Here is a 24,976-nt window from a genome sequence, read left to right as displayed (position 1 = left end):
TCACCGGGCAAACTGGAACCTGTTATGCAGAGTCTTCCCGCACCGCGTCTAGTGGCCACCGACCTCGACGGAACCGCGCTGCGTACGGACGGAACCGTGTCTCCCCGCACGGTCGCCGCCTTCGCCAAAGTCGAGGAATCGGGGGCTGTGCTGGCCTTCGTGACGGGGCGTCCGCCCCGGTGGATGGGCGGGGTGGCCGGCGCCGTACGCCACCGTGGCCTGGCCATCTGCGCGAACGGGGCCCTGATCTACGATCTCCATACCGAACGGATAGTGGAATCTCACCTCATCGCCGTGGAGGTGCTCGAGGAAGTCGTCGCTCAGCTAAGAGCGAACGTGTCCGAACTCGTATTTTCGGTCGAGTATGAAGCCGGTTTTGCGCATGAGTCCGATTTCCTGCTGGGCGGCCTGGACCGCCGCCTGGGGGCGGTGCGGATCGACTCGGTGACCGCCAAGCCGTGCGCCAAGCTGCTGGCCCTGCACCCCGCCATGGGCGCGGACGAGCTGCAGGCCATCGTGCACGAGCTGGTGGGGCATCTGGTGACGGCCACCCACTCCAGCCGCAGAGGCCTGATCGAGATGAGCGCCCAGGGCGTGACGAAGGCGAGCGCCCTGGCGGCGTTCGCCGCCGAGCGGGGGATCAAGGACACGCAGAGCGTCGCCTTCGGTGACATGCCGAACGACCTGCCCATGCTGAGCTGGGCAGGTACGTCGTACGCGGTCGCCAACGCGCACCCCGACGTGCTGGCGGCGGTCGATCACGTGACCGCGACCAACGACGACGACGGTGTCGCGCGGGTGATCGAGGAGCTCTACCGGTAGCCGCGTCCAGCGGCAGAGGCAGGGCCCCTGACCGCCGTGCCTAGAGGTAGGGCCCCGAGCCGTGGGGGCGCTGGCCCTCTTCACCGGGCACGCCAGGCACGCCGGGCAGCGCTCTGCGCATCTGCTCGAGCTGGGCCCGAGCCGCCATCTGCTGCGCGAACAGCGTGGTCTGGATGCCGTGGAACAAACCTTCGAGCCAACCCACCAGCTGGGCGTGCGCGATGCGCAGCTCCGCCTCGCTCGGCGGTGTGCCGTTGTCGTCGGTGAACGGGAGCGAGAGCCGCTCCAGCTCGTCGACCAGCTCCGGCGCCAGCCCGTCCTCGAGCTCCTTGATGGAGGACTCGTGGATCTCCTTCAGCCGCTTGCGGCTGGCCTCGTCGAGAGGAGCCGCGCGCACCTCCTCGAGAAGCTGGCGGATCATGCTGCCGATGCGCATCACCTTGGCGGGCTGCTCGACCAGGTTGGTGACCGATCGATCATCCTCGCCGCTATCGCCCTGACCTTGGAAGTCAGGGCCCACCACCACGATGTGGGGGGTGTTGTTGTCCTCAGCATTCATAACACTCACCGTACTAGCAGGATCTTGCCGACGTGCTCTCCCGAATCCAACATTCGGTGAGCTTCCGCGGCCTCGGACATGGGGACCTCCGCGTACACGACAGGACGCACCGCACCCGCTCCGACCAGGGGCCATACGTTGTCGACCACACTCCGCACGATGACGCCCTTGTCGTCGACGGGACGAGCGCGCAGCGTCGTGGCGTGCACCGACAGGCGCTTGGCGAGCATGGCGCCGAGGTCGATCTCGCCCTTGCGCCCGCCCTGCAGCCCGATGATCACCAGCCGCCCGCCGGCGCGCAGCGCCCGGACGTTGCCCGCGAGGTACTTCGCGCCCATGATGTCGAGGATGACGTCGGCGCGTACCTTGTCGGCGAAGTCCTCCTCGCGATAGTTGATGACCTCGTCCGCGCCGAGCTCCCTGACGCGCTCGCCCTTGGCCGCCGAGCCGACGGTGGTGACGACGTGCGAGCCGAGCGCCTTGGCGAGCTGCACCGCGAACGTGCCGATGCCGCTGGCCCCGCCGTGCACCAGCAGCGTCTCGCCCCTGCGCAGCCGGCCGACCATGAACACGTTGGACCAGACCGTGCACGCCACCTCGGGCAGGCCCGCCGCCTCGCGCAGCGACACGTTCTCGGGCACGGGCATGACCTGCTGCCACGGTACGGCTACGCGCTCGGCGTAACCGCCGCCACCGAGCAGCGCGCAGACCTCGTCACCCGGCTTGAAGTGCTCCACGTCCTCCCCGATCTCGACCACCACCCCGGAGACCTCCAGCCCCGGGTAGGGCGAGGAGCCGGGGGGCGGGTCGTAGAATCCTTGCCGTTGCAGGACGTCGGCTCGGTTCACCGCCGAGGCGGTCACGTCGATGAGCACGTCCCCGCGCTCGACGTGCGGCTCCGGCACCTCGCGCCACTCCAGCACCTCTGGTCCGCCTGGCCTGGCGATCTCAATGGCTCGCATGCGATCCACGGTAGCCGGGCAAAGAAGTTGTGGGTTGCCGGGCTGCGAGGGAACTCATGGCGTTAACCTGCAAGGTATTTGCTGCCCCTTTAGACCCACCCGAGGGGGAACACGGTGGCAAGACACGATCGAGAGGAATCTCTCGAGGAACAGCTGGCCTGGCTGGACGCGATCAAGGAGACGGAGGAGGCGCCTGTCCCTGTCAGCGCCTCCGGAGCTCTCGCCGACGAGCCGGTCGCATCGCCGTACCCCAAGGACCCGTGGGCGCTGGTGCCCCAGCACCACGACACCCCGACGCCGCCGCTGTTCCGCGCGGCCGTCGACTCCGTGTACGGCGCCGAGGCGGCCGAGGAGGTCCCCGAGCGGGAGAGCGAGGCCGGGGAGTGGCTCGGCGAGGCCACCGTCAAGGTGGAGCCCGCGGCGCCCGCCGACGACCCCTTCCACGCGCCGCTGAAGCCGTTGCCGCGCCCCGACGACACCGACGCCTACCCGTCACTGTCGTTCACCCCGCCCGGCACCTCACCCGGCACTTCACCCGGCACCCAGCCAGGCACCTCGACCGGCACCCACTCCGGCGCCCCGCCCGAGCAGGCCGCCTCACAGCCCGAGCGGGCCGAGGACACGACGTGGCCGCCTTCGGGCGAGGAGACGGCCTGGGTCACGCCCCCTGACTGGCCGCGGCCGGCCACCGAGGAGGCCACTCCCGCCGGGGAGCCCGCTCACGCCGGAGAGCCGGCGCGCGCCGGGGAGTCCGCGCGCGCCGAGGAGGAGCAGGCCCGCGTGGAGGAGGAGCCTCCCGCGGTCGAGGAGAAGGGCGCGTGGGCCGACACCCAGCCGCGCAACGAGCGGCCGTCCTGGGAGGAGCAGGCCGGCGCGTCCGCCGGGGAGCCCGCCGAGGCGGAGCCGCCCCAGACGATGCCGCGGGCCGATCTCCCGCAGTGGGCCGAGTCGTCGCAGACGCGGCCGCGCGGCGACGTCCCGCAGTGGAACGAGCCCGAGACCCACGCCCAGGACCAGCGCCTCACGTGGTCGGAGCAGCAGCCGGACCGTTCCCACTGGAGCGAGCGGCCCTCGGACCGTCCTGACTGGAGCGAGCGCCCAGCGGATCGTCCCGAGTGGAGCGATGACCCTGCCGACCGGCCCGGGTGGAGCGAGCAGCCCCCCGAGCACCTCCACCAGCCCCCCGAGCACCTCCACCAGCCTTCCGGGCACCTTCACCAGCAGGAGCACCTCCGGCAACCGGAGCAGCAGCGCCCGCAGTGGACCGAGCAGCACGAGTGGCGTCCCGCCGAGCGCGAGATCCCGCCGCCACCGCGCCGCCGCCCGGCCCCGACCCCGGTGTTCACCGCCTCGCCCAGGCCGCCGGTCACCGGCCGGCCGACCGCCGAGAGCCTCGACCCGGAGTCCCTGCTTCGCGGACGGCGCAACGCCCCCTCCAAGGGCTGGCGCCGCCTGGTCTACAGGGCGTCCGGCGGCTGGATCAAGCCGGGCGAGTCACCGGAGGTGCGCCGCCGCCGCGAGCTCGTCACCAGGGCCCGCACCCCGGTCACGGCCGGTCACCACCGCGTGGCCGTGCTGAGCCTGAAGGGCGGCGTGGGCAAGACCACGACCACGGTCGGCCTCGGCGCCACCCTGGCCCAGATGCGCGGCGACCGCGTCATCGCCGTGGACGCCAACCCCGACAGGGGCACGCTGTCCGACAAGCTCGTCCTGGAGACCTCGGCCACCGTGCGCGACCTGCTCAACGAGCGTGACCAGGTCAAGCGGTACGTCGACATCAGGGCGTTCACCTCGCAGGCGCCCTCGCGGCTGGAGGTGCTGGCCTCCGACCGCGACCCGTCGGTCTCCGAGGCGTTCAGCGGCTCCGACTACCAGGCCGTCTCCCAGGTCCTGGAGAACTTCTACTCGATCTGCATCACCGACTGCGGCACCGGCCTGCTGCACTCCGCCATGGGCGGCGTGCTCGGGCTGGCCGACCAGATCGTGCTGGTCAGCTCCCCGTCCGTGGACGGCGCCAGGGCGGCCTCCGCGACGCTCGACTGGCTGGAGGCGCACCACTACGCCGACCTGGTCAAGAACGCGACCGTGGTGCTGTGCAGCGTCAGGCCCCGGTCGAAGTCGGCGGTGGACATCAAGAAGCTGGAGGCCCACTTCGCCGCCAGGTGCCGCGCGGTGATCAGGGTGCCGTACGACCCGCATCTGGAGGAGGGCGCGGAGATCGATCTCGACCGGCTCCAGGAGCCGACGAGGGAGGCGTACCTGCAGCTCGCCGCCTACGTGGGCGACGGCTTCGCGGGCCTCAGGGACTGACCCGGGCGCACTGCCGGCGCGGCGACCGGCAGTGCGTGGCACGTCATGATCACGGCGCGGGCAGTTCCCTGACCAATCGGGAGGTCCACGGGCAGAAGACGAGCCCGGGCAGGAACGCGCCGCCCGCCTCGTCCAGATGGTCCTCGACGTAGGGGATCGTGGCGTCGCACACCTCGATGGCCACGTCGAAGAAGTCGACGGTCTCGGGCCGGTAGTGGTAGCTCCAGCGGGCGTTGTAGGGGACGGCCTGCTTCGCGATCCTGCCGACGACGTGGGGCCGCTCGTTCGTCACGCCGTGGATCAGGTCGCGCGCGTGCTGGATCTTGGCGGGATCGGTGAGCCGCAGGACGAACTCCTCCCGGGTGATGTCGGTCATCACGAAGTACGCCGCGGGCGCGGCCTGCGGGGCGGCCGTGGCCGGCGCGGCCGCGGTCAGGACGGCGAGTGCCGCGGCGAGGGGAGCGCCGATCTTACGGGTGATACGTCGCACGAGGTACCTCCGGTACAGGGGGTTGAGATCCACAACCCTTCGACACGGACGGTAGTGATACGACTACGCTGTGTGACACTAGCGTGACCGCCACACAGTTCTGGCTTGACCGGGGGGCGGCTCAGGGGCCTCAGGGCACGTCAGGAGCCCAGGGAAGAGCTGGCGGAGGGTGTGGGATTCGAACCCACGAGGCCATCGCTGACCTGGCCGCTTTCAAGGCGGCTGCACTCGTCCACTATGCGAACCCTCCTGTGCGGAAACCACGATAGCGGCTGTAGTGACAGGGGTGTACGTTCAGGAGGTGGCGGATCTCAACGTCGAGGTGCAGCGCGGTGACTGCGACGCGCTCGTGCGCCTCACCGGCGACCTCGACAAGCTCACGGCGCCACTGCTGAAGGACGCGCTGGTGCAGTTGTTCACCGAGGGCCGGGTGCAGATCGTGATCGACGCCGGCGAGCTGGACTTCTGCGACTCCAGTGGCCTGTGGGTGCTGGTGGAGCACCAGCGCAGGGTCTCCGCGCACGCCGGCTCCTTAGGCATCGTGGGTGTCCACGGGGTGCTGCAGCGCGTGCTCGACGTGACAGGGCTCAAGGCCGCCTTCGACCGCGTGGTTCCCGCCGAGCTCTAGACGCCGAGCCCTAGACACCGAGCTGCGACAGCAGCCACTTGGGGCCCACGGTCTCCGCGCCCAGCCGGCCCACCCGCTCCTTGAGCCCCCGGTCGGCCGTGACGACGAGCACGCGCTCCCACGGCTTGGCCTGGCGCACGACGTCCACGATGGCGTCGTCACCGCTGCCGGTGGCCGCGACCACCTGGATGCCCTCCACGGCCGGCGCGCTCCTGGCGGCGCCCTCCACGACCGCCACCATCCTCGGGTACCACTGCGCCAGCACGGGATGTGCCAGCCGCAGCCCCGACACCTCGCGCAGCAGCCGGGTCGCCGCCCCCAGCCGGTCGTTCCACCAGCCGCGCTCGGCCCGCGCGCCCACGATGTTGGCCACGTCCAGCACGACGGTCTCGGGCCTGATCGCCTCCTGGAGGTCGCCCCATGTCGCGGCGAAGCCGGGATGCAGCCTGCGCTCGGCGATCTCGGGCAGCGCCAGCCAGCGCAGCTCGGTGCTCTCGCGGTTGGCCGGCGCCGCCGCCAGCAGCTCGGCCGACTCGGCGATCACCGTCTCGAACGCCCACCCGCCGTGGTCGTCGAGGTAGATGCCCTGCACCCGCAGGCCGTCACCGGCCAGCGCCGCCTCCTCGCGGGCCTCGCGCAGCGCGCTCGCGACCGCGTCCTCGTGGCTGTCGCGGGCTCCGCCGGGCAGCCCCCAGGTGCCGCCGTGGTGGCTCCACCAGGAGCGTTTCTGCATGAGCACGTACGGCACCCCGGCGTCGTCGTGATGGACGACGAGCAGCCCTGAGGCGCCGTGCACGCCCCAGTGCCTGTGGCCCTGGGCGCACTCCGTCCAGCCGTCGCCGTCCCTAGCCGCCATGTGGCAATTCTCTCAGCCTCCGCCCTTGGAGAAATGCTGGTAGTCCTTGGCTCCCGACCAGTAGCCGCCCCACTCCCAGCCCACCCCGGCGAAGGCCTTGACGACCTTGTCGCCAGGATTAATCACACCTTTACCCTTAATTGGACGCTCGGTGAACTTCTTGGCATTTTGGTGTGCCGTCGTGCCACTTGCGGTGACATATGGGTTCTGCTGGGGATTGATGTCTATTGCTTCCCCGTATGCGTGATTTGACCAGTTGCTCGACCCGGTCGCCTGGCGGCAGTTGAAGGCCGAGGTGTTGTTGGCCTCGATCGAGTCGAAGTCGTCCGCCTTGAACGCGTCCACCAGCTTCATCTGCTCGATCGGCCAGCGCCAGTCGTACAGCTTCTCGAAGACCGTCTCGATGTCGTCGGTGACCGTCCTGCGCACCACCAGCTCACCGGTGTGCGGCTTGTTGTCGAAGCCCCAGTACGTCAGCGTCACCAGCCGCAGGTCCCGGTAGTGGACCGGGCAGCCGGGGCGCCAGGAGTAGGGGAGCTGGTCGCGGGAGACCCGCGAGACCTTCGAGCTGAACGCGGGCGGCCCCGTGGAAGTGGGAGTCGCGGGTGCGGGCGTGGGTGATTCGGGCGCTCCTTGCTCGGGAGCCGAGGTCGTGGGCGCGGGCACGGAGGCCGGCTGGCCCGCGCCGCACGACACGGTCCCGAGCACCACGAGCGCCAAGGCGGCAGCACGTCTCATCTGGCCACCATATGCGACGTCTGGCCAGGTCAACGAGCTATCGACGCCATGAGGCGGCCCGCGTCGCGCACGGCACCGGGCCAGGTCAGGGCACGATCAGGACCGTACGGTGCGCCCGTCTCGCCAGGTGGGCGGCCACCGACCCGCGCCAGGGCGAGCGGGAGCGGCCCACGACGATGCCGTCGGCCATGTGCGTGCTGGCCAGCGTCTCCAGCGCCCTGGCCGGGTCGCCGCGCAGGCTGACGAACTGCCACGGCACCCCGGCGCCGCGCAGCTCGTCGCGCAGCTCCTCGGCCAGGTCCGCGCCCGAGTCGGGGATGATCGGCGACCCGGCGAAGAACCAGAGCGAGGCGGTGTTCAGCGACTCCACGAACGCGATGAGCAGCGCGGCGCCGTCCCGCCGGGCGAGCCCGGCCGCGTACGCCAGCGCGTTGCGGCTCGGGCCCGAGCCGTCGAAGCCCACGACGAGCAGGCCGGCGCCGTCCTTGCCGATCTCGAACTGCCCTGCGGGGAGCCGGCCCGCCACGGGCTCCCACTGCGGGTCGATGCCATTGCCGGACACGGCATGACTCGCGTCAGGAGTCGGCGTGCTTGCCGCGGTGGGCCAGGTCGCGCAGGGCGTCGGCCGCGTAGATCACGAGGGCGACGAACGACAGCGCGGCGAGCCCGCCGCCGAGCCACAGGTCGTTGATCGTCGCGTCCACGTACTCGGCGCCGCGCGGCTGGTAGCCGACCGCGAACGGGGCCGCGACCAGCCACAGGCCGGCCAGGAACAGCACGACCAGGGCGGCTACGCCCAGCTTGGCCTTCATCGGTTCTCCTCCACTCCGACCAGGGGAGCCTTGCCGTTCTGGCGGTGCTCGCCAGTGCGGGGGTTGTGGTTCAGGTCCTCGCGCAGCGCCTCGACCAGCGGCGCGAGCAGACCGGCCAGCTCGGCGGACGTGGCCTGCGGCGCGGCGGCCACCGGCACGGGCTCCGGCTCCGGCTCGGGACCGCGCGGCTTGGGCACGACCAGGCCGCGGACGACGAGCTCCTCGTGGACGGCCAGCACGAAGGCGATCGCGCCCACGAGGCCCACGACGGCCACCCCGAGGCCGGCGAAGAACTCGGACTGGGTGGCGTTCGTCCAGTCGGCGCCCTCGGGCTGGGTGCCGAGGGCGAAGGGCGCGATCATCAGCCACAACCCGGCCAGTACGGCCAGGGCGGCCGCGACGGCGCCCACGAACTTGCGAATCATTGCGAGATTCCTCCTGTTACGAGGTCTTTCTGTGGGGGCGTGGCCTGCGCGATCAGAGCGCGCGAGGTGGGCCGCAGCACGTCCTGCACGACCGATCTCGCCCGCTCGCGCTCCGGGCGGTCGTCAGGCGGCGCCATCTTGGCGACGGCGGTGAGGAGCGCGGAGCGTTCGCCGTTCACCCGCTCGACGCGCTGGGCGATGAGCTCCAGCAGCAGGCCGGCCAGGACCAGGTCGTCCTTGCTGAGCGGCTTGGGCTCGGGGGCCACCGGAACGCTCGACCCGCGCAGCGGCAGCTCCTTGAGGAAGAGCGTGGCCACGAAGCCGAGCAGCGCGATGGGCACGCCGACCAGGAACACGGTCTCCAGACCCCGGGTGAACGCCTCCAGCACGATGTTCTTGATCGGCGTCGGGAGCATCTGGATGGCGCTGGGGCTGCCGAGCTTGACCTCGGAGCCGCCGGGCAGGTGGATGCCCGCCGCCTTGACCATCTCGGCGATCTCGTCCTTGAGCCGGCTCGTCAGGATGGCGCCGAACGCGGCCACGCCCACCGCGCCGCCCAGCGACCTGAAGAACGACACACCCGACGTGGTCGAGGCCATGTCCCGCAGCTCGGAGCCGTTCTGCGCGGCCAGGATGAGCATCTGCATGGACAGGCCGAGCCCGATGCCCAGCACCGCCACGTCGAACCCGATCAGCCACTCGCTGGAGTCCACGTGCAGCCGGGACAGCAGGAACAGGCCGATGGCCACGATGAGCAGGCCCGCCACCGGGAAGATCTTCCACTTGCCCGTCTGGGTGACGATCTTCCCGGAGATCACGCCGGCCAGGAACAGCGCCACGACCATGGGCAGCGTCATCAGGCCCGAGTTGGTCGGGCTGAGCCCCTTGACGATCTGCAGGTACTGCGGCAGGTAGATCATCGCGCCGAACATCGCCATGCCGACGAACAGCGAGGCGAGGCTGGTCAGCACGAACGTCGGGTTGCGGAACAGGCGCGGCGGCAGGATCGGGTTGCGCGCGGTCCGCTCCGACAGCACCGCCAGGGCCAGCATGAGCAGGGCGACCGCGCCCAGGAAGTACGTCCAACCCGAGTTCCACTCGAACTCGTTGCCGCCCAGCGTCAGCAGCAGCATCAGCGCGCTCGCGCTGGCCGTGATCGTCGTGGCGCCCCAGATGTCGATCGAGGTGCTGCGAGTGGCCTTCGGCAGCTTCAGCACCCTCTGGATCACGAAGAAGGACACCAGCGCGAACGGCACGACCACGTAGAAGCACCAGCGCCAGCCCAGCCAGTCGGCGTCCACGATGAACCCGCCCAGCAACGGCCCCGCGACCGTGGAGATGCCGAAGACGGCCCCCATGTAGCCGGAGTAGCGGCCACGCTCGCGGGGGGAGACGATGTCCCCCAGGATCACCTGGCTCAGCGCCGACAGACCACCGACGCCCAGGCCCTGTACGGCACGCGCCGCGATGAGCTGCCCCATGTCCTGCGACAGGCCCGCCACGAGCGATGCCGCGACGAACAACGCCAGCGCGGTCTGGAAGAGCAGCTTGCGCCCGAACAGGTCGGACAGCTTGCCCCACAGCGGTGTGGAGACCGTCATCGTCAGCATGGTCGCGCTCGCGACCCATGAGTACTGGTCCTGACCGCCTAGCTCCCCCACGATCGTCGGCAGCGCGGTGCCCACCACGGACGTCGAGATCATCGACGTGAGCATCGCGAGCATGAGCCCGGACATGACCTCGAGGATCTCGCGGTGCGTGTAGGTCCGCTGCTTCGTGGGGGACGCGGCCTGCGCCTGGGCTACCAAGACACAACATCCCCTTCTTGCAGTTTTATCCAACTTGAGTATACGCATGTTTACTAGCCGCGCGGTAAGTGGGTGTGCGTTCAGTAGAGTGCGGGCATGAACCCCCAGGTGACTGAGGCCAGGCCGCGCGACCGTGAGGCCACCCGGGAGCGCATCCTGCAGGCGGCTCGCACCCTGTTCGGCGAGCAGGGCTACGAGCAGGTGACCGTCCGCATGATCGCGGCGGCGGCTGAGGCCAACATCGCCCTGGTGGGCCGCTACTTCGGGTCGAAGGCCGGCTTGTTCGCCGCGGTCCTGCAGGGCGAGCCGACCTTCGGCGACCTGTTCACGGGCCGCCCGGAGGAGCTGCCCCGGCGGCTGGCGGAGTACGCGGCCCAGCGCATGCAGCACCCGCCCGAGAGCCCGATCCTGCGCACGCTCGAACGTTCGGCCTACCACCCGGAGGTGCGGGTGGCGGCCAGGGAACGGCTGATCACGGCGGTGCTCAGCCCGCTGGAGGCCATGCTCTCCGGTCCTGACGCGCACGCGCGTGCCCGCATGGCCGTCTCGGTCGTCCTGGGCATCGGGGCGATGCGCCGCCGCGTCGGCCCCGAGGAGCCCACGCCGGCCGACGTGGACCGGCTGACCGCCGTGTTCGAGGCGTGCCTGGCCGGTTGAAAGTTTCACCGCTCATCACGGCTCCGACCTGCGTGACGAGCCAGGGATCGACCCGATGTCTTTGTCCGGCCCCGGCGGGCTCCTAGCATCCATGATGCCCGTGGGAGCGCTCCCACCCGACGGACGGAGTTATCTACATGTCTCGCAGAAGGCCCATGTGGGCGGTGCTCGTCGCGGCGGGCGCCCTGGCCGCGGCGGGGGCGGTGGTCATGTCAACCCCCAGCGCGCAGGCCGCCGACTCCGCTTTCTACGTGGATCCGCAGACCAACGCCGCCAAGTGGGTGGCCGCCAACCCGAACGACAGCCGCACCCCGGTGATCAGGGACCGTATCGCCGCCGTGCCGCAGGGGCGCTGGTTCGCCACGTACAACCCCTCGACCGTGCGCGGCCAGGTGGACGCGTACGTCGGCGCCGCCGCGGCGGCGGGCAAGATCCCGATCATGGCCGTGTACGCGATGCCGAACCGCGACTGCGGCGGCCCCAGCGCGGGCGGCGCGCCCGACCACGCGGCCTACCGCGCCTGGATCGACGAGATCGCGGCCGGTCTGGCGGGCCGCCCCGCCTCCATCGTCCTCGAACCCGACGCCCTGGCGATCATGACCAACTGCATGAACGCCTCGGAGCAGGCCGAGGTGAAGGCCTCCATGGCCTACGCGGGCAAGCGGCTCAAGCAGGCGTCGTCGCAGGCCAAGGTGTACTTCGACATCGGCCACGACGGCTGGCTGTCCGCCTCCGAGGCCGCCTCCAGGCTGGTCGGGGCGGAAGTGGCCAACAGCGCCGACGGCCTGGCGGTCAACACCTCGAACTACCGCGCCACGCCGGGGCTCGTCTCGTACGCGAAGAGCATCATCGCGGCGACCGGCGTGTCCAGGCTGAAGGCGGTCATCGACACCAGCCGCAACGGCAACGGCCCGTCCGGCAGCGAGTGGTGCGACCCGGCGGGCCGCGCCACGGGCATCTGGAGCACCACGGAGACGGGCGACGCGGCCATCGACGCCTACCTGTGGGTCAAGCCTCCGGGCGAGGCGGACGGCTGCATCGCCGGCGCCGGGCAGTTCGTGCCGCAGCGCGCGTACGACCTGGCCGTCGCGGCGGGCGGCACCTCCACGCCCACCGTCACCCCGACGGTCACCCCCACCGTCACCCCGACGACCGGGCCGGGTGGCTGCACCGCCACGTACAAGGTGGCGACCCAGTGGTCGGGTGGATTCCAGGGCGAGGTCACCGTCAAGAACACCGGCTCCGCGCAGATGAGCGGCTGGAGGGTCGGCTGGACGCTGCCGGGCGGCCAGACGATCTCGCAGCTCTGGAACGGCACCCTGTCCGGCACGAGCGGCGCCGTCAGCGTCACGAACCTCAACTGGAACGGCACGCTGGCCGCCGGCGCGAGCACCACGTTCGGCTTCCTGGTCAACGGACAGAGTGGCACCCCTTCCACGGTGACGTGCACCTCGTCATGAAATAACGCGCCTTTCGCGGCTGTTGTCCACTGCCAGGTCAACCGCTCTGCGAAAGGCGCGTACTCATGGCTCTGCCGCTGTCCATCCTGGATCTGGCGCACATAGGCGAGGGCGAGACCGCGGCGGACAGCTTCGCCGCCAGCGTCGCCCTGGCCCAGCGGGCCGAGGAGCTCGGATACCGGCGGATCTGGTACGCCGAGCACCACAACATGGACAGCATCGCCTCCTCGGCCACGAGCGTGCTCATCGCCCACGTCGCCGCCCACACCCGGACGATCCGCCTGGGAGCGGGCGGCGTCATGCTGCCGAACCACTCGCCGCTGACCATCGCCGAGCAGTTCGGCACGCTGGAGACGCTGCACCCGGGGCGCATCGACCTCGGGCTCGGCCGGGCGCCCGGCAGCGACCAGCAGACGATGCGGGCGCTGCGCCGCAGCCCCGCCTCCGCCGACTCCTTCCCGCAGGACGTGCTGGAGCTGCAGGGCTACCTGACGGGCGAGACCCGCATCCCCGGCGTGCACGCCACGCCGGGCAAGGGCACGGACGTGCCGCTCTACATCCTCGGCTCCTCCCTGTTCGGCGCCCAGCTCGCCGCCATGCTCGGCCTGCCGTACGCGTTCGCCTCGCATTTCGCGCCCACCGCGCTGGAGGAGGCCGTCGCGGTCTACCGGCAGGAGTTCAAGCCGTCGGCGCAGCTCGCCGAGCCGTACGTGATCGCCGCGCTGAACGTGATCGCGGCCGAGACCACCGAGGAGGCCGAGGAGCAGTTCCTGGCCTCCAAGCGGCTCAGGGTGAGCAGGTTCCTCGGGCGGGGGCGCACGTTCACGACCGAGGAGGCCGACATGATCCTCGACTCCCCGGCCGGGCAGCAGCTCGTGCAGATGGCCAAGTACTCGGCGGTCGGGAACCCCGCCGAGGTGAAGGCGTACGTGGAGCGGTTCGCCGAGCACGCCCGGGCCGACGAGCTGATCGTGGCGTTCTCGGCGCCCGACAGGAAGGCCTGGATGCGCTCGGCGGAACTGCTGGCCGACGTGCTGATCCGCGGCTAGCGGCGAGCGCCGCCCGCTGATCCGCGAGCGTCAGCGAGCCACACCTACGGATCCGCGAGTGGCGCCGCTAGTCCGCGACCAGCCGGGAGCGGCTGCCCTCGTGCTCGCGCTGGCGCCGCACCACGTACGTGCCGGGCGCGCATCCCGAGCCCCCGTGTTCGGGATGCAGCAGGTAGACGGGGGCGGTGGCGTCGAACACGCCGATCGCCAGCCCCTGCCCGTCCCGGACGTGCGCGGTCCAGCGGCAGGTGCCCGGCTCGGCGACGAGCGTGTGCGGGTTGCCGCCGGCCGCGCCGCGCAGCAGCTCCACCCCCTCGGCGGGCACGGGCCGCCACACGGCGTCGCCCCACACGGTGACGTCGACTTCGGACAGCGGGATGACGATCAGGTCGCCCTGGGCCTGGAGGCCGTCGAGCACGGGGATCCGTACGGAGTGTTCGAGGTGGTCGAGCACGGTGAGCCCGGTTCGGCTGGTGAGCTCGGCAAGGGTCATGGTCATGGGAATCACCTTCAGGTTCTGCGCAGGAGTCGGGAGTACTGCTCGGCGGACAGCCCGTACGTCCAGCCGGCGGCGGAGAGCGGATCGGTGAGGTGGCCGGGCACGGTCAGGCCGTACCGGCGGCGCCGGCCGTCGCGCTCGACGGAGCCGTTCACCGCGACGAGCACCTTCGTCTCCCGCCGCATGTCGTAGAGCCGCAGCTCGGCGCCAGGGTTGCCGGGATCGGGCGCCGTGCCGACCAGCCTCAGCCCGGCCTGCTCGACGTACTCGGGCCAGCCGAGGCGCTCGATGGCGCACCGCCTGACCTCGACGTTGGTCTCGGCCGCGATGCGTTCGACGGTCGGGCCGGCGATCACCCAGGCCGGCACGCGGGTGCCGTGCCAGGAGTGCAGGGACCAGCCGTCGGCGTAGCGCACGGCAGGGCCGTCCGCGTGGTGCAGCCGCACCTGGCCGTCGTCGCCCGACACCTCCGTGTGCAGGGCGACGGGACGTTCGGACACGACGCACACGTGCTCGGCCGGCCACCACCAGTGGCACGAGGAGGCCACCGTCGCCCACAGCTTCCACTGCCGGAGCTGCTCGGCGGTGAACACCACCCCGGCGACCCGGCGCAGGGCGTCGTAGTGGGCGATCCAGGGAACGAGCTGGCTCTCGTACCAGCGGTTGTTCCAGGAGAACTCCCCGGTGTGGGCCTGCTGGAGCGGCTGGAGGAGGCAGACCCCGCTGCTGTGGAGCAGCGGGGTCTGCACCCTGCGCCGGATGAGCTGGTCGAGCGGCTGTTGCAGACCTCGCACCTTGGCGTCGATGCCGCGGCGCAGCTCGTTCTTGAGCGCGATGAGCCGGTGCGGCAGCGGCCATCCGTCCACCCGCTCCAGGCTCTGCGCGGAGCCCAGCCCCGGGGGCACGGTCGCCAGCGCGGTCAGGGGTGAGGCGACCCAGTGGAAGCGGGGCGGCGGCAGCCCGACCAGGTCGTAGAGAGAGGAGATGGCCGTCTCGGCGGCCGGACGGTCGGCGGGCAGCGTCGATAGCGCTCGGCCCAGCCATTGCTCGCGGATCTCGGCAGCTTCCCGCTGCGCGTGAGCGCTCACCGATCGAGGGCGGTGGCGCCCTCCCTTCGCATGATCATGGGACCGATGGTGGCAGACGGGCCGGGCCGCTGTCCACCCCGGATCACTCCTGCTGCGGGTGCCGGAGCTGGTACGGGCCGGTCGTCTCGGAGGCCGGCGCCGGTGACAGGCCCGCCGCCATGAGCTGGGCGCGCAGCGTGATCACCGTACGGTCGAGCGCCCTGATCTGCGCCTGCAGGCGGCGGATCTGGTCGCGCATCGCCGTGGAGGCGCTCTGCTCCTCGACCAGGTCGGTGCTCACCTGGTCGGCCTGGCTCTGCATGCGGGTGAGCTGCTTCTCCAGCTGGTCGAGCGCGTCCTCGTAGATCGTCTTGGCCCGCAGGAACGCCTCGGCGTCCACCTTCGAACGTTCCAGCTCCGCCTGCCGCTCGACCTGGAGCAGCGCGGTCTGGTGGGTCTTCCTGTTGGCGTCGGTGGCCGAGCGGAAGGCGAGGTAGGCCACCCCGAGCGGCACGGCGCCGATGGCCACCTGGATGAGGATGTCAGTCAGCATCGTCGCCCCGCATGGGCTTGATCACTCCGGTGTAGGCGATGCCGTCGTCGCTGTGCCAGGCGTTGACGGTCAGCGCGATGGGGAACTCGCTGCCGTCGCGCCGCAGGCCGACCAACGGGATGATGTGGCCCGCCAGCGTGGACACGCCGGTGACGCGCACCCTGGCCAGGCCCTCGACGTGCTGGTCGCGCAGGCGCGGCGGCATGAGGATGGTCAGCGGCCGGCCCACCGCCTCCTCGGTGCTCCATCCGAACAACTTGGCGGCCTGCGGGTTCCACGACTGGATGAGCCCGTCGGCGTCGGCGACGACGACCGCCGCGCCGCCTGCCTCCCGGTCCGCCGCGACGGCCTCGGGCCAGGTCGCGATCAGCGCGATCCAGCCGCCGAACGCCAGCCAGACCGCCCCGCCCACCCAGCCGCGCGGGTTGTCGCCGGTGAAGGTCGAGATCAGGTACACCAGGCCGTACAGCAGGAGCAGCGCCGTGGCGGCCGCGAAGGCGATCCGGTCCGAGCGCAGGAACATCTGCACCAGGCACAACGCTCCCGTGGCGCACCAGGCCAGCGCCCAGACACCGAGCGGGGCGATGGCGGCGAGCGCGGCGTACCCCGGGGCCGCGCGCTGCGCGTCGGGGGGGAACGCCAGGGAGGCGGCGATGGCTAAGCAGAGCAGGCCCACGAAGGCCAGCGAGGCGCCGCGACGGCCGATGCGGTGCAGGACGCGCGCGAGGACTTCGTTACTCACGGTCGCTAGATTAATGCATATAGTTAACTTTGGTGGTGGTTATCTTGAGGGAGATGTTCCACTCGCCGAGCGGCCACTCTCCGTGACCGGCGCCGTCGCGGCGCCCGCAGAGGGGTGCGGTTCGGTCGCCGAAGCGACTCCGCAGCTCCGGGCCCTGGTCGAGAGGGGTGAGGCGGCTCATGTGCCGTGATGTGGCATCGTTCCCAGGTTGGCCCTGAGTGCCCCGCTCTGGCATGACAACGGGGGCTGGACCGGCCGCGCGCGGGCTGGTTAGAGTGACCGCATGACTACAGTGGGTCACGACGTAGAAGCGCTCCGCACCGCGTTCCCCGACTGGTCGTTCTTCTTCAGCGACGAGGGGGTCCTCTACGCGACCAGGCGCGGAGTCCGGCTCGACGACGCCGACATCCTCAAGGGCCTGCATCAGACGGTCAGTGCGAACGACGTGGAGACGGTCGTCGACCTCCTGCAGGATCAGGCGCGTGTGGCAGCGATGTCATAGCACCGGAGGGTCGAAGTCGAAGTCGAGGCGCCTGCGCTGCTCCGCCACGTCGACGTCGGGATGCCCCGGCCCGAGCACCTCCAGATAACGTCGCATCGTGTCGGCGTGCAGCGCGTCCGCCTCGTCCCGCGCGCCCAGCCTGACCAGGTCGACCACCAGGTTCGCCGCCGCGGCGAGGGTCAGCGGGTGATCGGGGCCGAGCAGCTCGCGGAGCCTGCGCAGGGTGTCCTCCCCGAGCTGCCGCGCCTCCTCGTGCTCGCCGATCGCCGCCAGGTCGCTGGCGAGGTTGATCGCGCAGGTGAGGGTGAAGTGATGGTCGCGGGTCAGCCGCCTGTCGAGCCCGTCGAGCGCCTCCCGGTCCCTGGCCACCGCCTCCTCGGCGCGCCTGTTCACCCGCAGGAGCAGGGCGAGATTGGTGTCGCAGCCGTACTTGAACGGGTGATCCTCGCCGTACATCGTCTCGAAACGCGGGGTCAGCTCTTCGAGCAGGGCCAGCGCCTCGGCCGTCTCGCCGGAGGCCCGTTGCGCGTTGGCCAGGCACAGGCCGGCGGCCAAGGTGTCGGGGTGGTGCTCGCCCACGGTGCGTAGCTGCTGGTCGCGGGTGCGCAGCGCCAGCCGCAGGGACTCGTCGGCCTTGGCGTCCCGCCGCTTGGCGATGGCCAGGTCCTTGGCGGCACGCAGCGTCCACGGGTGTTCGGCGCCGAGTTGCTCGACGCCGTACTCGTAGGCGTCCTCGCCGAGGTCGCACGCCTCGCGGTATTTCCCGCTCAGCCGCATGACGCGGGCCAGGCCGTTCCAGGACGACAGCACGTTCATGCTGCTGGCCCCCGAGCCGGGCCGTCGTTGCAGGCGGAACGTCGTGGACTGCAGCTCCAGCGCCTTGCTGTAGTCGCCGAGCAGCAGGTAGTCCAGGGCCAGGTTGTTCATCGCCCGCAACGTGCGGCGGTGCTCCGGCCCGAACACGGCCTCGTGCCGGCGCAGCGAGTCGAGATCGTGCTCGAGCGCGGCCGCGAAGTCGCCGCGGAAACGCAGGTCGGCTCCGGCGCTGTTGATCAGGAGCAGCGTCTCCTCGTGGTCTTCGCCCAGCACCTCGCGCATCCGCACCAGCAGGCGCTGGTTCTGTTCGAACGACCGGGTGATGTTGCCCAGCTCCCGGACGACGATGGCCTGGTGGCGCTGCGCCGACAGGACGCTCGGGTCGTCGTCGCCGCTGTCGGCCCGCCACTGGGTGATGCACCGCTCGGCCAGCATCTGCGCGAAGTTGAAGTCACCGGAGGAGTACAGGTAGCGGATGATGCTGAGGGTGAACCTCCTGATGCGCGGGTCGTCGTTGCGATCCACCTGGGAAGGCGTGATGTGGCCGAGGAGGCCGCTGTAACGCGGCCAGGACGCGGTGTCGTCGGGCTCGTACGGAGCCGCCGCGGCGGCCAGGAGGAGGTGTGCCTCGGCCCGCAGGGACAGGCGCTCGTCGGGCGGCAGCTCGTCGCGCAGCAGGGCCTGCACCAGCCGGTGGATCTGGATCGTGCGGCTCGACGAGTCGATCTTGACCAGGGCGTACCTGCCGAGCTCGCGCAGGATGCGGCTGGTCAGGATGGGATCGGCCAGCGTCTCGGCCAGCCTCGACCCCTCGGCGAACTCGGGGGGCAGGCGGTCGAAGAGGTCGCGCGGGATCGGCTCGGGCCCGAAGAACGCGCAGCAGCGCAGCAGCTCGACCGCCACGGGCATGCGGGTGGTGAGCTGCTGCACCGACAGCGTCCACGCGGCCGACATCGACAGCGGGTAGTCGGCCGGCTTGTTGGTGCCGAGCAGCCGGGTCGTCTGCTCCTCCAGCAGCCTGAGGTAGTCCTTGACCGAGATGGTCGTCTCGACCTGCAGGGCGCCCGCCTGCTCCAGGGCCAGCGGCAGGTCGCCCAGCGCCTCGGCCAGCTCGTCCGCCTCGGCCTCGGTGATGCCGTGCGGCACCCGCCTGGTGAGGAACTGGATGCTCTCCTTGCGGGTGAAGACGTCGACCGGCAGGGTGTCCACCACGCCCTGCCAGCTGTGGTTGCGCGAGGTGATCAGCACGTGCCCAGGCCCGCGGGGCGCGATGGCGTTGATCTCGTCGACCTCGTCGGCGTTGTCGAAGATGAGCAGCCATTTGGAGAACGGCATGCCGCGGCGCAACGCGTCGAGCGCGGCCTCCGCCGCTTCCTCCACGCCTGCCGAGGCGCTGATCGGCAGCCGCAACTCCCGGGCGAGCCCGGCCAGCGACGGCTTCACCAGCACGGGCTGGTCGGCGGGGATCCACCAGACCAGGTCGTATTCGCCGCGGTGGAGGTAGGCGTACTCGATGGCGAGCTGGGTCTTGCCCACGCCTCCCAGCCCGTGGAGCGCGTGCGGCACCACCGCGGTGACGTCGGACAGCAGACCCTCGTGGAGCTCCCGCAGCAGCTCTGACCGGCCCGTGAAGTTCATGTTTCGCTGCGGAACCCGGCCCCAAATGGTGGGAAATTGTGTGGAATCCGGCGAATAGTGCGAAACCGACACGATAGCGCCTCCGCTAGACCCGGTCTTTAATTGAGCATAGGCGCCATGGGCGCGCCGGTGAACCACAGAGTGCCACCCTCGTCAGGACATCTCAACCATGCGAGGATGAGATCCACACAGTTGTCTTCCGGGCCCGGAGAGAGTTATGGACAGCGTAGACGAATACGGCGGTGGTCTCATCGACGTGAGCGGTTGGAGCTTGGCGGACCTGGACGGGCTGCCCCCGTCCCCCTTGACGTCGGCCCTGCGCCGCCTGGTGGACGAGGCGGGAACAGGCCCCGTGGCGGGTTTCCAGTCGGCGATTTGAATCAGGGCTGACGGCCTTGGCCTGACGAGTACCATTGTGTACGGCTAATTTGATTTCTGGCACATGATGCGACGGCCGGGATGGGCGCGTGAAGGATGCCGACTGGGACCGACTGGTCAAACAGTTGCGTCGCGGAGATTGCACGCCCCTTCTCGGTGCGGGCGCGTGTTACGGTCGGTTACCCACCGGCAAGGAGCTCAGCCTAAAATTCGCCGACCAATACAAATACCCGTTCGCCGACGCGCACAACTTACCCCGTGTCATGCAATACGCGGCCGCGGTGAACGGCGACATGGTGGAGTTGAAGCACGAGGTCTGCGACTACCTCCGGAAGTACGTGCCGCCCGCCGGCGCCCCCCGTCCCGCCATCGATCCTCATGAGGTGCTGGCGCAGTTCCCGATCAGGACCTTCCTCACCACGAACTACGACGACTTCATGGTGCAGGCGCTGCTCGAAGCGCAGGTGTGCCGCAAGAGCCCGGTCACCGCGTTCCCGACGTGGTGGGACATCGAGGAGGAGGAGCCGCACCTCGACGCGCCCACCTACGAGGAGCCGCTGGTCTACCACCTGCACGGCCGATGGGACAAGCCGGGCTCCGTGGTCCTCACCGACGACGACTACCTGACGTACCTGGTGAACATGGTCGAGGCGCGCGCGGCCAAGGACCAGCCTCCGCTGCCCAGCACCGTGATCGGCGCGATGACCTCCCATCCCCTGCTCTTCGTCGGCTACAGCCTGCAGGACTGGAATTTCCGCGTCCTGTTCCACGGCCTGCTCAAGGCCATGCCGCGGATCATGCGGCGGCGGCACATCAGCGTGCAACTGATGCCGGATCTCAACGAATCCGTGGCCGACGCCGCCGGTCGCGCGCACGAATATCTGGAGAAGTACCTCAACGACTGGTCCATCACGATATTCATCGGCGACACGCAGGAGTTCTTCGCGCGACTGCGCAGCAGGATGTGAGGGCGGCCGCATGCCAGAGACGGACCAGCAGACGCACCCGTACGTGGGGCTGCGTCCCTATCGGCGGGAAGAGAGCGCGTTGTTCTACGGCCGCGACAGGGAGGCGCGGGAGGTCGCCACCCTCTGGCAGGCCACCGGCCTCATCGTGCTCTACGGCGCCTCGGGCGTGGGAAAGACCTCCCTGCTGCACGCCGGAGTCCTGCCCCTGCTGGAACCCGAACGGACCGACCTGCTGCCCGTCGCCCGCATCGGCGGCCACCTGGCCTCCGCCGAGTCCGCCGGGAATCCGTATGTCGTGGCCCTGCTGTCGGCGTGGGCGCCCCAGCTCGATCCGCAGCAACTCTCGTCGATGACGATCTCGGACTTCCTGGAGCTCAGGCCCGAACACACCGACCTCTACGGCGATCCCGTGCCGACGCTCGCCGCCATCGACCAGGCCGAGGAGATCTTCCACGGCTCCCCGCTCCTGGAGAAGGAGCGGAAGGCCTTCCTGGACCAGCTCGCCGACGCGGTGCGGAGACACCCCGCCCTGCACGTGCTGCTCTCCCTGCGGGAGGAGTACCTCTTCCTCGTCCTGCCGCACGAACGCTCGATCGGCCAGGGCTCGCGTACGCGGTTCCACCTGCGCGCCCTCACCCCCGACAAGGCCGAGGACGCCGTGCGGAAGCCGTTGCGCCACACGACCAGGACCATCACCCGGGCCGCGGCCGACCTGCTCATCTCGGAGTTGCGTACCGTCGACTTCGTCAACGAGCTCGGCGAGACCTCCACCATCGAGCTCGACACGGTCGAGCCCATCCAGCTCCAGGTGGTGTGCTCCGCGCTGTGGGCCTCCCTGCCGCCCCTGGTCACCGAGATCACCGAGGACCACGCCCGCCTCTACGCCAAGGTGGAGGAGTTCCTCTTCGAGTTCTACAAGCGCACGATCTCCGAGGTCGCCCGCGAACACCGGGTCCCGTCGAACGAGATCCGGATCTGGATGCGCAACGTCTTCATCACCGAGCACGGCACGAGGAACGCCGTGTACGAAGGGCTGAGGACCACCCAGGGCATGCCGAACGAGATCGTGCACGCCCTGGAGGAGCGTCACCTGCTCCGTGCCGAGCAGCGGCTCGGCATCCGCTGGTACGAGCTGACCCACGACCGGCTCATCGGCCCGGTCTCCCGTTCCGACTCACCCGAGTCGTCGCTGCGGGAGGCCCGCCTGGCGCTGGAGGAGCAGAACTGGGAGGGCGCCGGCCGCCTGGCGGACGCGGCCGTCCGGGCCGCCGACGCGGGCGCGACCTGGGTACGCGCCGAGGCGGCGGAGATCTTCGCCAGCGTGGCGGCCGCCAGGGGCGAGATCCACGTCGCGCGGAAGTACTGCGAGGAGGCGGCAGGCATCTTCGCCGAGCGGCAACGCTTCGACGGGGTGGCCAGGGCGCTGACCACCGACGGGCTCCTGTGGCTGGCGCAGGGGGACTCGACCCGGGCGATCGAACGCATCAGCGCCGCGCTGAACTGGGCGCCGAACGACCTGTCCGCGCAGGTCGCCCTGGCGAGGGCCCTGATGGCGTCGGACACGCCCAAGGCGGCCGACGCGATCATCAGCGGGCTGCCGTCAGATCTCGCCCAGCAAACCTTGAAAAAGCTTCGCGACCCGACGTGACCTGATTATGCTCGACGGCCATGACACCAGACGCGCGGGCCGGCCGACCTTGCCTGAGTGGCCGCTAACACTCGACCTGGCCGCGCTCGTCGAGAGCGGCTGGCGGCCGACCCCCTTCAGGCAGTTCGTCCTGAAGATCCACAGCAGGTGCGACCTCGCCTGCACGTACTGCTACATGTACGAGATGGCCGACCAGAGCTGGCGCGCACGCCCGCTGCGGATGGCGCCCGAGGTGGTGCGGGCGGTGGCGGCGCGGATCGCCGAGCACGTACGCGACCACGACCTCCCGTCGGTCGAGCTCGTCCTGCACGGCGGCGAGCCGCTCCTGGTGCGCCCCGAGGAGATCGACCGGCTGGTGACGACCGTACGCGACGCGGTCGGCGCGCCTGTCGCCGTGACCGTGCAGACCAACGCGGTCAGGCTGGACAGGACGTACCTGCGCCTGTTCGACCGGCTCGACATCGGCGTCGGGGTCAGCCTGGACGGCGACCGGCGCGCGCACGACCGCAGCCGCAGGACCGCCGACGGCCGCGGCAGCCACGACAAGGTGGCCGCCGGCCTGCGGCTGCTGACCGAGCAGCCCTTCGAGCGGCTGTTCCGGGGCCTGCTGTGCACCGTCGACCTGCGTAACGACCCGCTGGAGACCTACCAGGCACTGCTCGCCTTCGGCCCTCCCACCATCGACTTCCTGCTGCCCCACGGCACCTGGTCGCAGCCACCGCCAGGGCTGGGCGGCGACGGCAGCGACGGCGACGGCAGCGGCACGCCGTACGCGGACTGGCTGATCGCGGTCTTCGACCACTGGTACGCCGCGCCCGCCAGGCCCGCGAACGTGCGCCTGTTCGACGAGATCATCTTCCTGCTGGTCGGCGGCCGGTCGGCCGGCGAACAGGTCGGCCTGTCACCCACCGCCATGGTGGTCGTCGAGACCGACGGCGAGATCGAGCAGTCGGACATCCTGAAGTCCGCCTACGCGGGCGCTCCGGGCACCGGGTTCCACGTCCTGCGCAACTCCTTCGACGAGGTGCTCACGCTGCCCTCCATCGCCGCACGCCAGATCGGCTGGGCCGGGCTCTGCGCCACGTGCAGGGCCTGTCCGGTCGCCCGCGTCTGCGGCGGCGGCCACTATGCTCATCGCTATCGGCCTGGCAGCGGATTTCTCAACCCGTCGGTCTACTGCGCCGACCTGCTGCGACTCATCACCCACGTCGCGGACACGATCAAGCGTGACCTCACAGCACTGCAGAAGGACCGCCGATGAACCTCGCAGAGCACCGCATCCCGGCCGCGGCCTTCGACGAGCTCGCCTCGGGCGCCGGCGGGACGGACACGGTCGAGCGGCTCAAGGCCGCCCAGCGCAGCAGGCACCTTCTCCTGCTGCGGGGAGTCCTGGAAACGACCCGCAGCGCCGGCCACGCCTGCTGGCCGGAGGTGCGCCGGGCCTACGACCTGCTCGCCAGCGTCCAGGTCTCGCACCCGGAGGCAGTCAACGCCGTGCTCCACCACCCCTCCGTGGGCGCCTGGGCCCGCCACACGATCCAGACGCTCGAGACCCCCGAGCAGATGTGCGCGCTCGCCGCGGCCGCGGCCATCCGCGCGCGCTTCGCCTGCGACCTCGACGTCGCCGTGGTGGGCGGCGTGCTCAACCTGCCCTCGCTCGGCCAGCTCACCGTCGGCCCCGGCGTCACCACGGTGACCGTGCACTGCTCGGCCGACGGCGCGGAGGTCTCGACGGGCGGCAGGTTCCTGCAGATCAGCCAGGACGAGCCGGGCTGGCGGCCGCTGCGCCACCTGTCCGCCCAGGCCGCCGACGAGCACCTCGACGTGATCGTCGACGACCTCGACCCGCACCGCATGCCTGGCTCCGGCGCCCTGCGCGACCCCCTGACCCCGCAGGAAGCCGGTCTCTGGCAGAGAGTCCTGGACGACGGCTGGGACCTGCTGGTCCGCAACCATCTCCCCATGGCCAGGCAGGTGTCGGCGGCCATCACCGTCCTCACCCCCTTGTCGCCCCCGCCCAACGGGATGTCCAGCGCCACCTCGCGCGAGACGTTCGGCTGCATCGCCATGTCCACGCCGCCCGACGCCCACGCGCTGGCGGTCACGCTGGCGCACGAGACGCAGCACGCCAAGCTCTCGGCGCTGCTCGACATCGTGCCCCTGACCAGGCCCGACAACGGCTCCCGCTACTACGCGCCGTGGCGCCCGGACCCCCGGCCCGCCGCGGGCCTGCTGCAGGGCACCTACGCCTACGTGGGGGTCACGGACTTCTGGGAGCGCCAGCGGCACCACGAGAGCGGCGAGTCGGCGGTCAGGGCGAACGCGGAGTTCGCCCGCTGGCGCTCCGCGGCCCGCCTGGTGGCCGGCACGCTGCTCGACAGCGGCGCGCTGACCCCGCCGGGGGTGAGCTTCGTGAGCGGAATGGCGCGGCGGCTGGACGAGTGGTCTCGCGAGCCGGTGCCGGCCGCCGCGGCCACCCTGGCTGAGGGGGCCGCCGACCGCCATCGGTCCCTGTGGCGGGAACGCAACGCGCGGGACGCCTGACCAGAGGCCGCCCACCGGAGGCCCGCTCACGGCGGCACCCGGTGC

The 24,976-nt window shown here is 70.7% G+C and carries 26 protein-coding genes and 1 tRNA gene; 12 read left to right on the top strand and 15 right to left on the bottom strand.

Annotation, left to right across the window (positions count from 1 at the left end; translation table 11 throughout):
* Positions 1-51: 51 nt before the first annotated feature.
* A complete protein-coding gene (locus tag ACBJ32_RS37130; protein ID WP_375130719.1) occupies positions 52-822 on the top strand; it encodes an HAD family hydrolase in 771 nt (256 codons plus the stop codon).
* Between the two features lie 40 nt (positions 823-862).
* On the opposite strand, the gene ACBJ32_RS37125 is transcribed toward ACBJ32_RS37130, so the two are convergent.
* Both ACBJ32_RS37125 and ACBJ32_RS37120 read right to left on the bottom strand, forming a co-directional pair.
* On the bottom strand, positions 863-1,381 hold the full coding sequence (locus ACBJ32_RS37125) for a bacterial proteasome activator family protein (protein ID WP_357874596.1): 519 nt from the start codon (positions 1,379-1,381) through the stop codon (positions 863-865).
* Positions 1,382-1,386: 5 nt separating this feature from the next.
* Positions 1,387-2,343 (bottom strand): NAD(P)H-quinone oxidoreductase, encoded by a 957-nt coding sequence (locus tag ACBJ32_RS37120; protein ID WP_357874598.1) that lies wholly within the window; start codon positions 2,341-2,343, stop codon positions 1,387-1,389.
* A 114-nt stretch (positions 2,344-2,457) separates the two neighbouring features.
* Between ACBJ32_RS37120 and ACBJ32_RS37115 the strand changes: the two genes are divergently transcribed.
* The gene (locus ACBJ32_RS37115) at positions 2,458-4,653 is read left to right on the top strand and encodes an AAA family ATPase (protein ID WP_375130718.1); all 2,196 of its coding nucleotides are present in this window, start codon (positions 2,458-2,460) and stop codon (positions 4,651-4,653) included.
* Between the two features lie 49 nt (positions 4,654-4,702).
* Here the strand turns inward: ACBJ32_RS37115 and ACBJ32_RS37110 are convergent, their stop codons facing one another.
* Both ACBJ32_RS37110 and ACBJ32_RS37105 read right to left on the bottom strand, forming a co-directional pair.
* On the bottom strand, positions 4,703-5,143 hold the full coding sequence (locus ACBJ32_RS37110) for a calmodulin-binding protein (RefSeq protein ID WP_375130717.1): 441 nt from the start codon (positions 5,141-5,143) through the stop codon (positions 4,703-4,705).
* Positions 5,144-5,303: 160 nt separating this feature from the next.
* Positions 5,304-5,393: transfer RNA gene (locus ACBJ32_RS37105), tRNA-Ser, on the bottom strand.
* 36 nt (positions 5,394-5,429) lie between these two features.
* Between ACBJ32_RS37105 and ACBJ32_RS37100 the strand changes: the two genes are divergently transcribed.
* Positions 5,430-5,771 carry an STAS domain-containing protein gene (locus tag ACBJ32_RS37100; RefSeq protein WP_375130716.1) on the top strand — a complete coding sequence of 114 codons (342 nt, stop codon included), beginning with the start codon at positions 5,430-5,432 and terminating at the stop codon, positions 5,769-5,771.
* Positions 5,772-5,781: 10 nt separating this feature from the next.
* On the opposite strand, the gene ACBJ32_RS37095 is transcribed toward ACBJ32_RS37100, so the two are convergent.
* The 6 genes from ACBJ32_RS37095 to ACBJ32_RS37070 form a co-directional block, all read right to left on the bottom strand.
* The gene (locus ACBJ32_RS37095; RefSeq protein WP_375130715.1) at positions 5,782-6,627 is read right to left on the bottom strand and encodes an NUDIX domain-containing protein; all 846 of its coding nucleotides are present in this window, start codon (positions 6,625-6,627) and stop codon (positions 5,782-5,784) included.
* Between the two features lie 12 nt (positions 6,628-6,639).
* The gene (locus ACBJ32_RS37090; RefSeq protein WP_375130714.1) at positions 6,640-7,365 is read right to left on the bottom strand and encodes a M15 family metallopeptidase; all 726 of its coding nucleotides are present in this window, start codon (positions 7,363-7,365) and stop codon (positions 6,640-6,642) included.
* Between the two features lie 85 nt (positions 7,366-7,450).
* Positions 7,451-7,927, bottom strand: coding sequence for a universal stress protein (locus tag ACBJ32_RS37085; RefSeq protein ID WP_375130713.1), 477 nt, complete (start codon positions 7,925-7,927; stop codon positions 7,451-7,453).
* Positions 7,928-7,940: 13 nt separating this feature from the next.
* Complete coding sequence (locus tag ACBJ32_RS37080) at positions 7,941-8,177, bottom strand: hypothetical protein (protein ID WP_357874615.1); 237 nt, start codon at positions 8,175-8,177, stop codon at positions 7,941-7,943.
* Positions 8,174-8,602 carry a hypothetical protein gene (locus ACBJ32_RS37075; protein WP_375130712.1) on the bottom strand — a complete coding sequence of 143 codons (429 nt, stop codon included), beginning with the start codon at positions 8,600-8,602 and terminating at the stop codon, positions 8,174-8,176. The genes ACBJ32_RS37080 and ACBJ32_RS37075 overlap by 4 nt, the downstream gene beginning before the upstream one ends.
* A complete protein-coding gene (locus tag ACBJ32_RS37070) occupies positions 8,599-10,410 on the bottom strand; it encodes an MDR family MFS transporter (protein ID WP_375130711.1) in 1,812 nt (603 codons plus the stop codon). The genes ACBJ32_RS37075 and ACBJ32_RS37070 overlap by 4 nt, the downstream gene beginning before the upstream one ends.
* 96 nt (positions 10,411-10,506) lie before the next feature.
* Here ACBJ32_RS37070 and ACBJ32_RS37065 point away from each other — a divergent pair, with 96 nt between their 5' ends.
* From ACBJ32_RS37065 to ACBJ32_RS37055, 3 genes are all read left to right on the top strand, one after another.
* A complete protein-coding gene (locus tag ACBJ32_RS37065; protein WP_357874623.1) occupies positions 10,507-11,067 on the top strand; it encodes a TetR family transcriptional regulator in 561 nt (186 codons plus the stop codon).
* Between the two features lie 137 nt (positions 11,068-11,204).
* Complete coding sequence (locus ACBJ32_RS37060; RefSeq protein ID WP_375130710.1) at positions 11,205-12,527, top strand: glycoside hydrolase family 6 protein; 1,323 nt, start codon at positions 11,205-11,207, stop codon at positions 12,525-12,527.
* A gap of 65 nt (positions 12,528-12,592) precedes the next feature.
* A complete protein-coding gene (locus tag ACBJ32_RS37055; RefSeq protein ID WP_375130709.1) occupies positions 12,593-13,576 on the top strand; it encodes an LLM class flavin-dependent oxidoreductase in 984 nt (327 codons plus the stop codon).
* A gap of 67 nt (positions 13,577-13,643) precedes the next feature.
* On the opposite strand, the gene ACBJ32_RS37050 is transcribed toward ACBJ32_RS37055, so the two are convergent.
* From ACBJ32_RS37050 to ACBJ32_RS37035, 4 genes are all read right to left on the bottom strand, one after another.
* On the bottom strand, positions 13,644-14,075 hold the full coding sequence (locus ACBJ32_RS37050) for a hypothetical protein (protein WP_375130708.1): 432 nt from the start codon (positions 14,073-14,075) through the stop codon (positions 13,644-13,646).
* Positions 14,076-14,086: 11 nt separating this feature from the next.
* Positions 14,087-15,163: a DUF6745 domain-containing protein gene (locus ACBJ32_RS37045; protein ID WP_375130707.1), complete on the bottom strand. Its 1,077-nt coding sequence runs from the start codon at positions 15,161-15,163 to the stop codon at positions 14,087-14,089.
* An 82-nt stretch (positions 15,164-15,245) separates the two neighbouring features.
* Positions 15,246-15,695, bottom strand: a complete 450-nt coding sequence (locus ACBJ32_RS37040; protein WP_357874636.1) for a hypothetical protein — start codon at positions 15,693-15,695, stop codon at positions 15,246-15,248.
* Positions 15,685-16,437: a PAS domain S-box protein gene (locus ACBJ32_RS37035; protein ID WP_375130706.1), complete on the bottom strand. Its 753-nt coding sequence runs from the start codon at positions 16,435-16,437 to the stop codon at positions 15,685-15,687. The genes ACBJ32_RS37040 and ACBJ32_RS37035 overlap by 11 nt, the downstream gene beginning before the upstream one ends.
* A 283-nt stretch (positions 16,438-16,720) precedes the next feature.
* Here ACBJ32_RS37035 and ACBJ32_RS37030 point away from each other — a divergent pair, with 283 nt between their 5' ends.
* On the top strand, positions 16,721-16,939 hold the full coding sequence (locus ACBJ32_RS37030) for a hypothetical protein (RefSeq protein WP_357874641.1): 219 nt from the start codon (positions 16,721-16,723) through the stop codon (positions 16,937-16,939).
* Here ACBJ32_RS37030 and fxsT read toward each other — a convergent pair.
* A complete protein-coding gene (gene fxsT / locus ACBJ32_RS37025; RefSeq protein WP_375130705.1) occupies positions 16,934-19,465 on the bottom strand; it encodes an FxSxx-COOH system tetratricopeptide repeat protein in 2,532 nt (843 codons plus the stop codon). The genes ACBJ32_RS37030 and fxsT overlap by 6 nt on opposite strands.
* 145 nt (positions 19,466-19,610) lie before the next feature.
* Here fxsT and fxsA point away from each other — a divergent pair, with 145 nt between their 5' ends.
* The 5 genes from fxsA (at position 19,611) to ACBJ32_RS37000 (ending at position 24,931) form a co-directional block, all read left to right on the top strand.
* Complete coding sequence (gene fxsA / locus ACBJ32_RS37020) at positions 19,611-19,772, top strand: FxSxx-COOH cyclophane-containing RiPP peptide (RefSeq protein WP_357874647.1); 162 nt, start codon at positions 19,611-19,613, stop codon at positions 19,770-19,772.
* 262 nt (positions 19,773-20,034) lie between these two features.
* Positions 20,035-20,739, top strand: a complete 705-nt coding sequence (locus ACBJ32_RS37015) for an SIR2 family protein (protein ID WP_357874650.1) — start codon at positions 20,035-20,037, stop codon at positions 20,737-20,739.
* A 10-nt stretch (positions 20,740-20,749) separates the two neighbouring features.
* Positions 20,750-22,387: an ATP-binding protein gene (locus ACBJ32_RS37010; protein WP_375130704.1), complete on the top strand. Its 1,638-nt coding sequence runs from the start codon at positions 20,750-20,752 to the stop codon at positions 22,385-22,387.
* Between the two features lie 49 nt (positions 22,388-22,436).
* Positions 22,437-23,648, top strand: coding sequence for an FxsB family cyclophane-forming radical SAM/SPASM peptide maturase (locus ACBJ32_RS37005; protein ID WP_375130703.1), 1,212 nt, complete (start codon positions 22,437-22,439; stop codon positions 23,646-23,648).
* The gene (locus tag ACBJ32_RS37000) at positions 23,645-24,931 is read left to right on the top strand and encodes an HEXXH motif domain-containing protein (protein WP_375130702.1); all 1,287 of its coding nucleotides are present in this window, start codon (positions 23,645-23,647) and stop codon (positions 24,929-24,931) included. Before ACBJ32_RS37005 ends, ACBJ32_RS37000 begins: the two co-directional genes overlap by 4 nt.
* The last annotated feature ends 45 nt before the right edge of the window (positions 24,932-24,976 follow it).

This window comes from Nonomuraea sp. GTA35 (genome assembly GCF_041950525.1).
Taxonomy (GTDB): Bacteria; Actinomycetota; Actinomycetes; order Streptosporangiales; family Streptosporangiaceae; genus Nonomuraea.
Note: the sequence above shows the minus strand (reverse complement) of the source record. Positions and strands in the feature narration are given on the sequence as shown.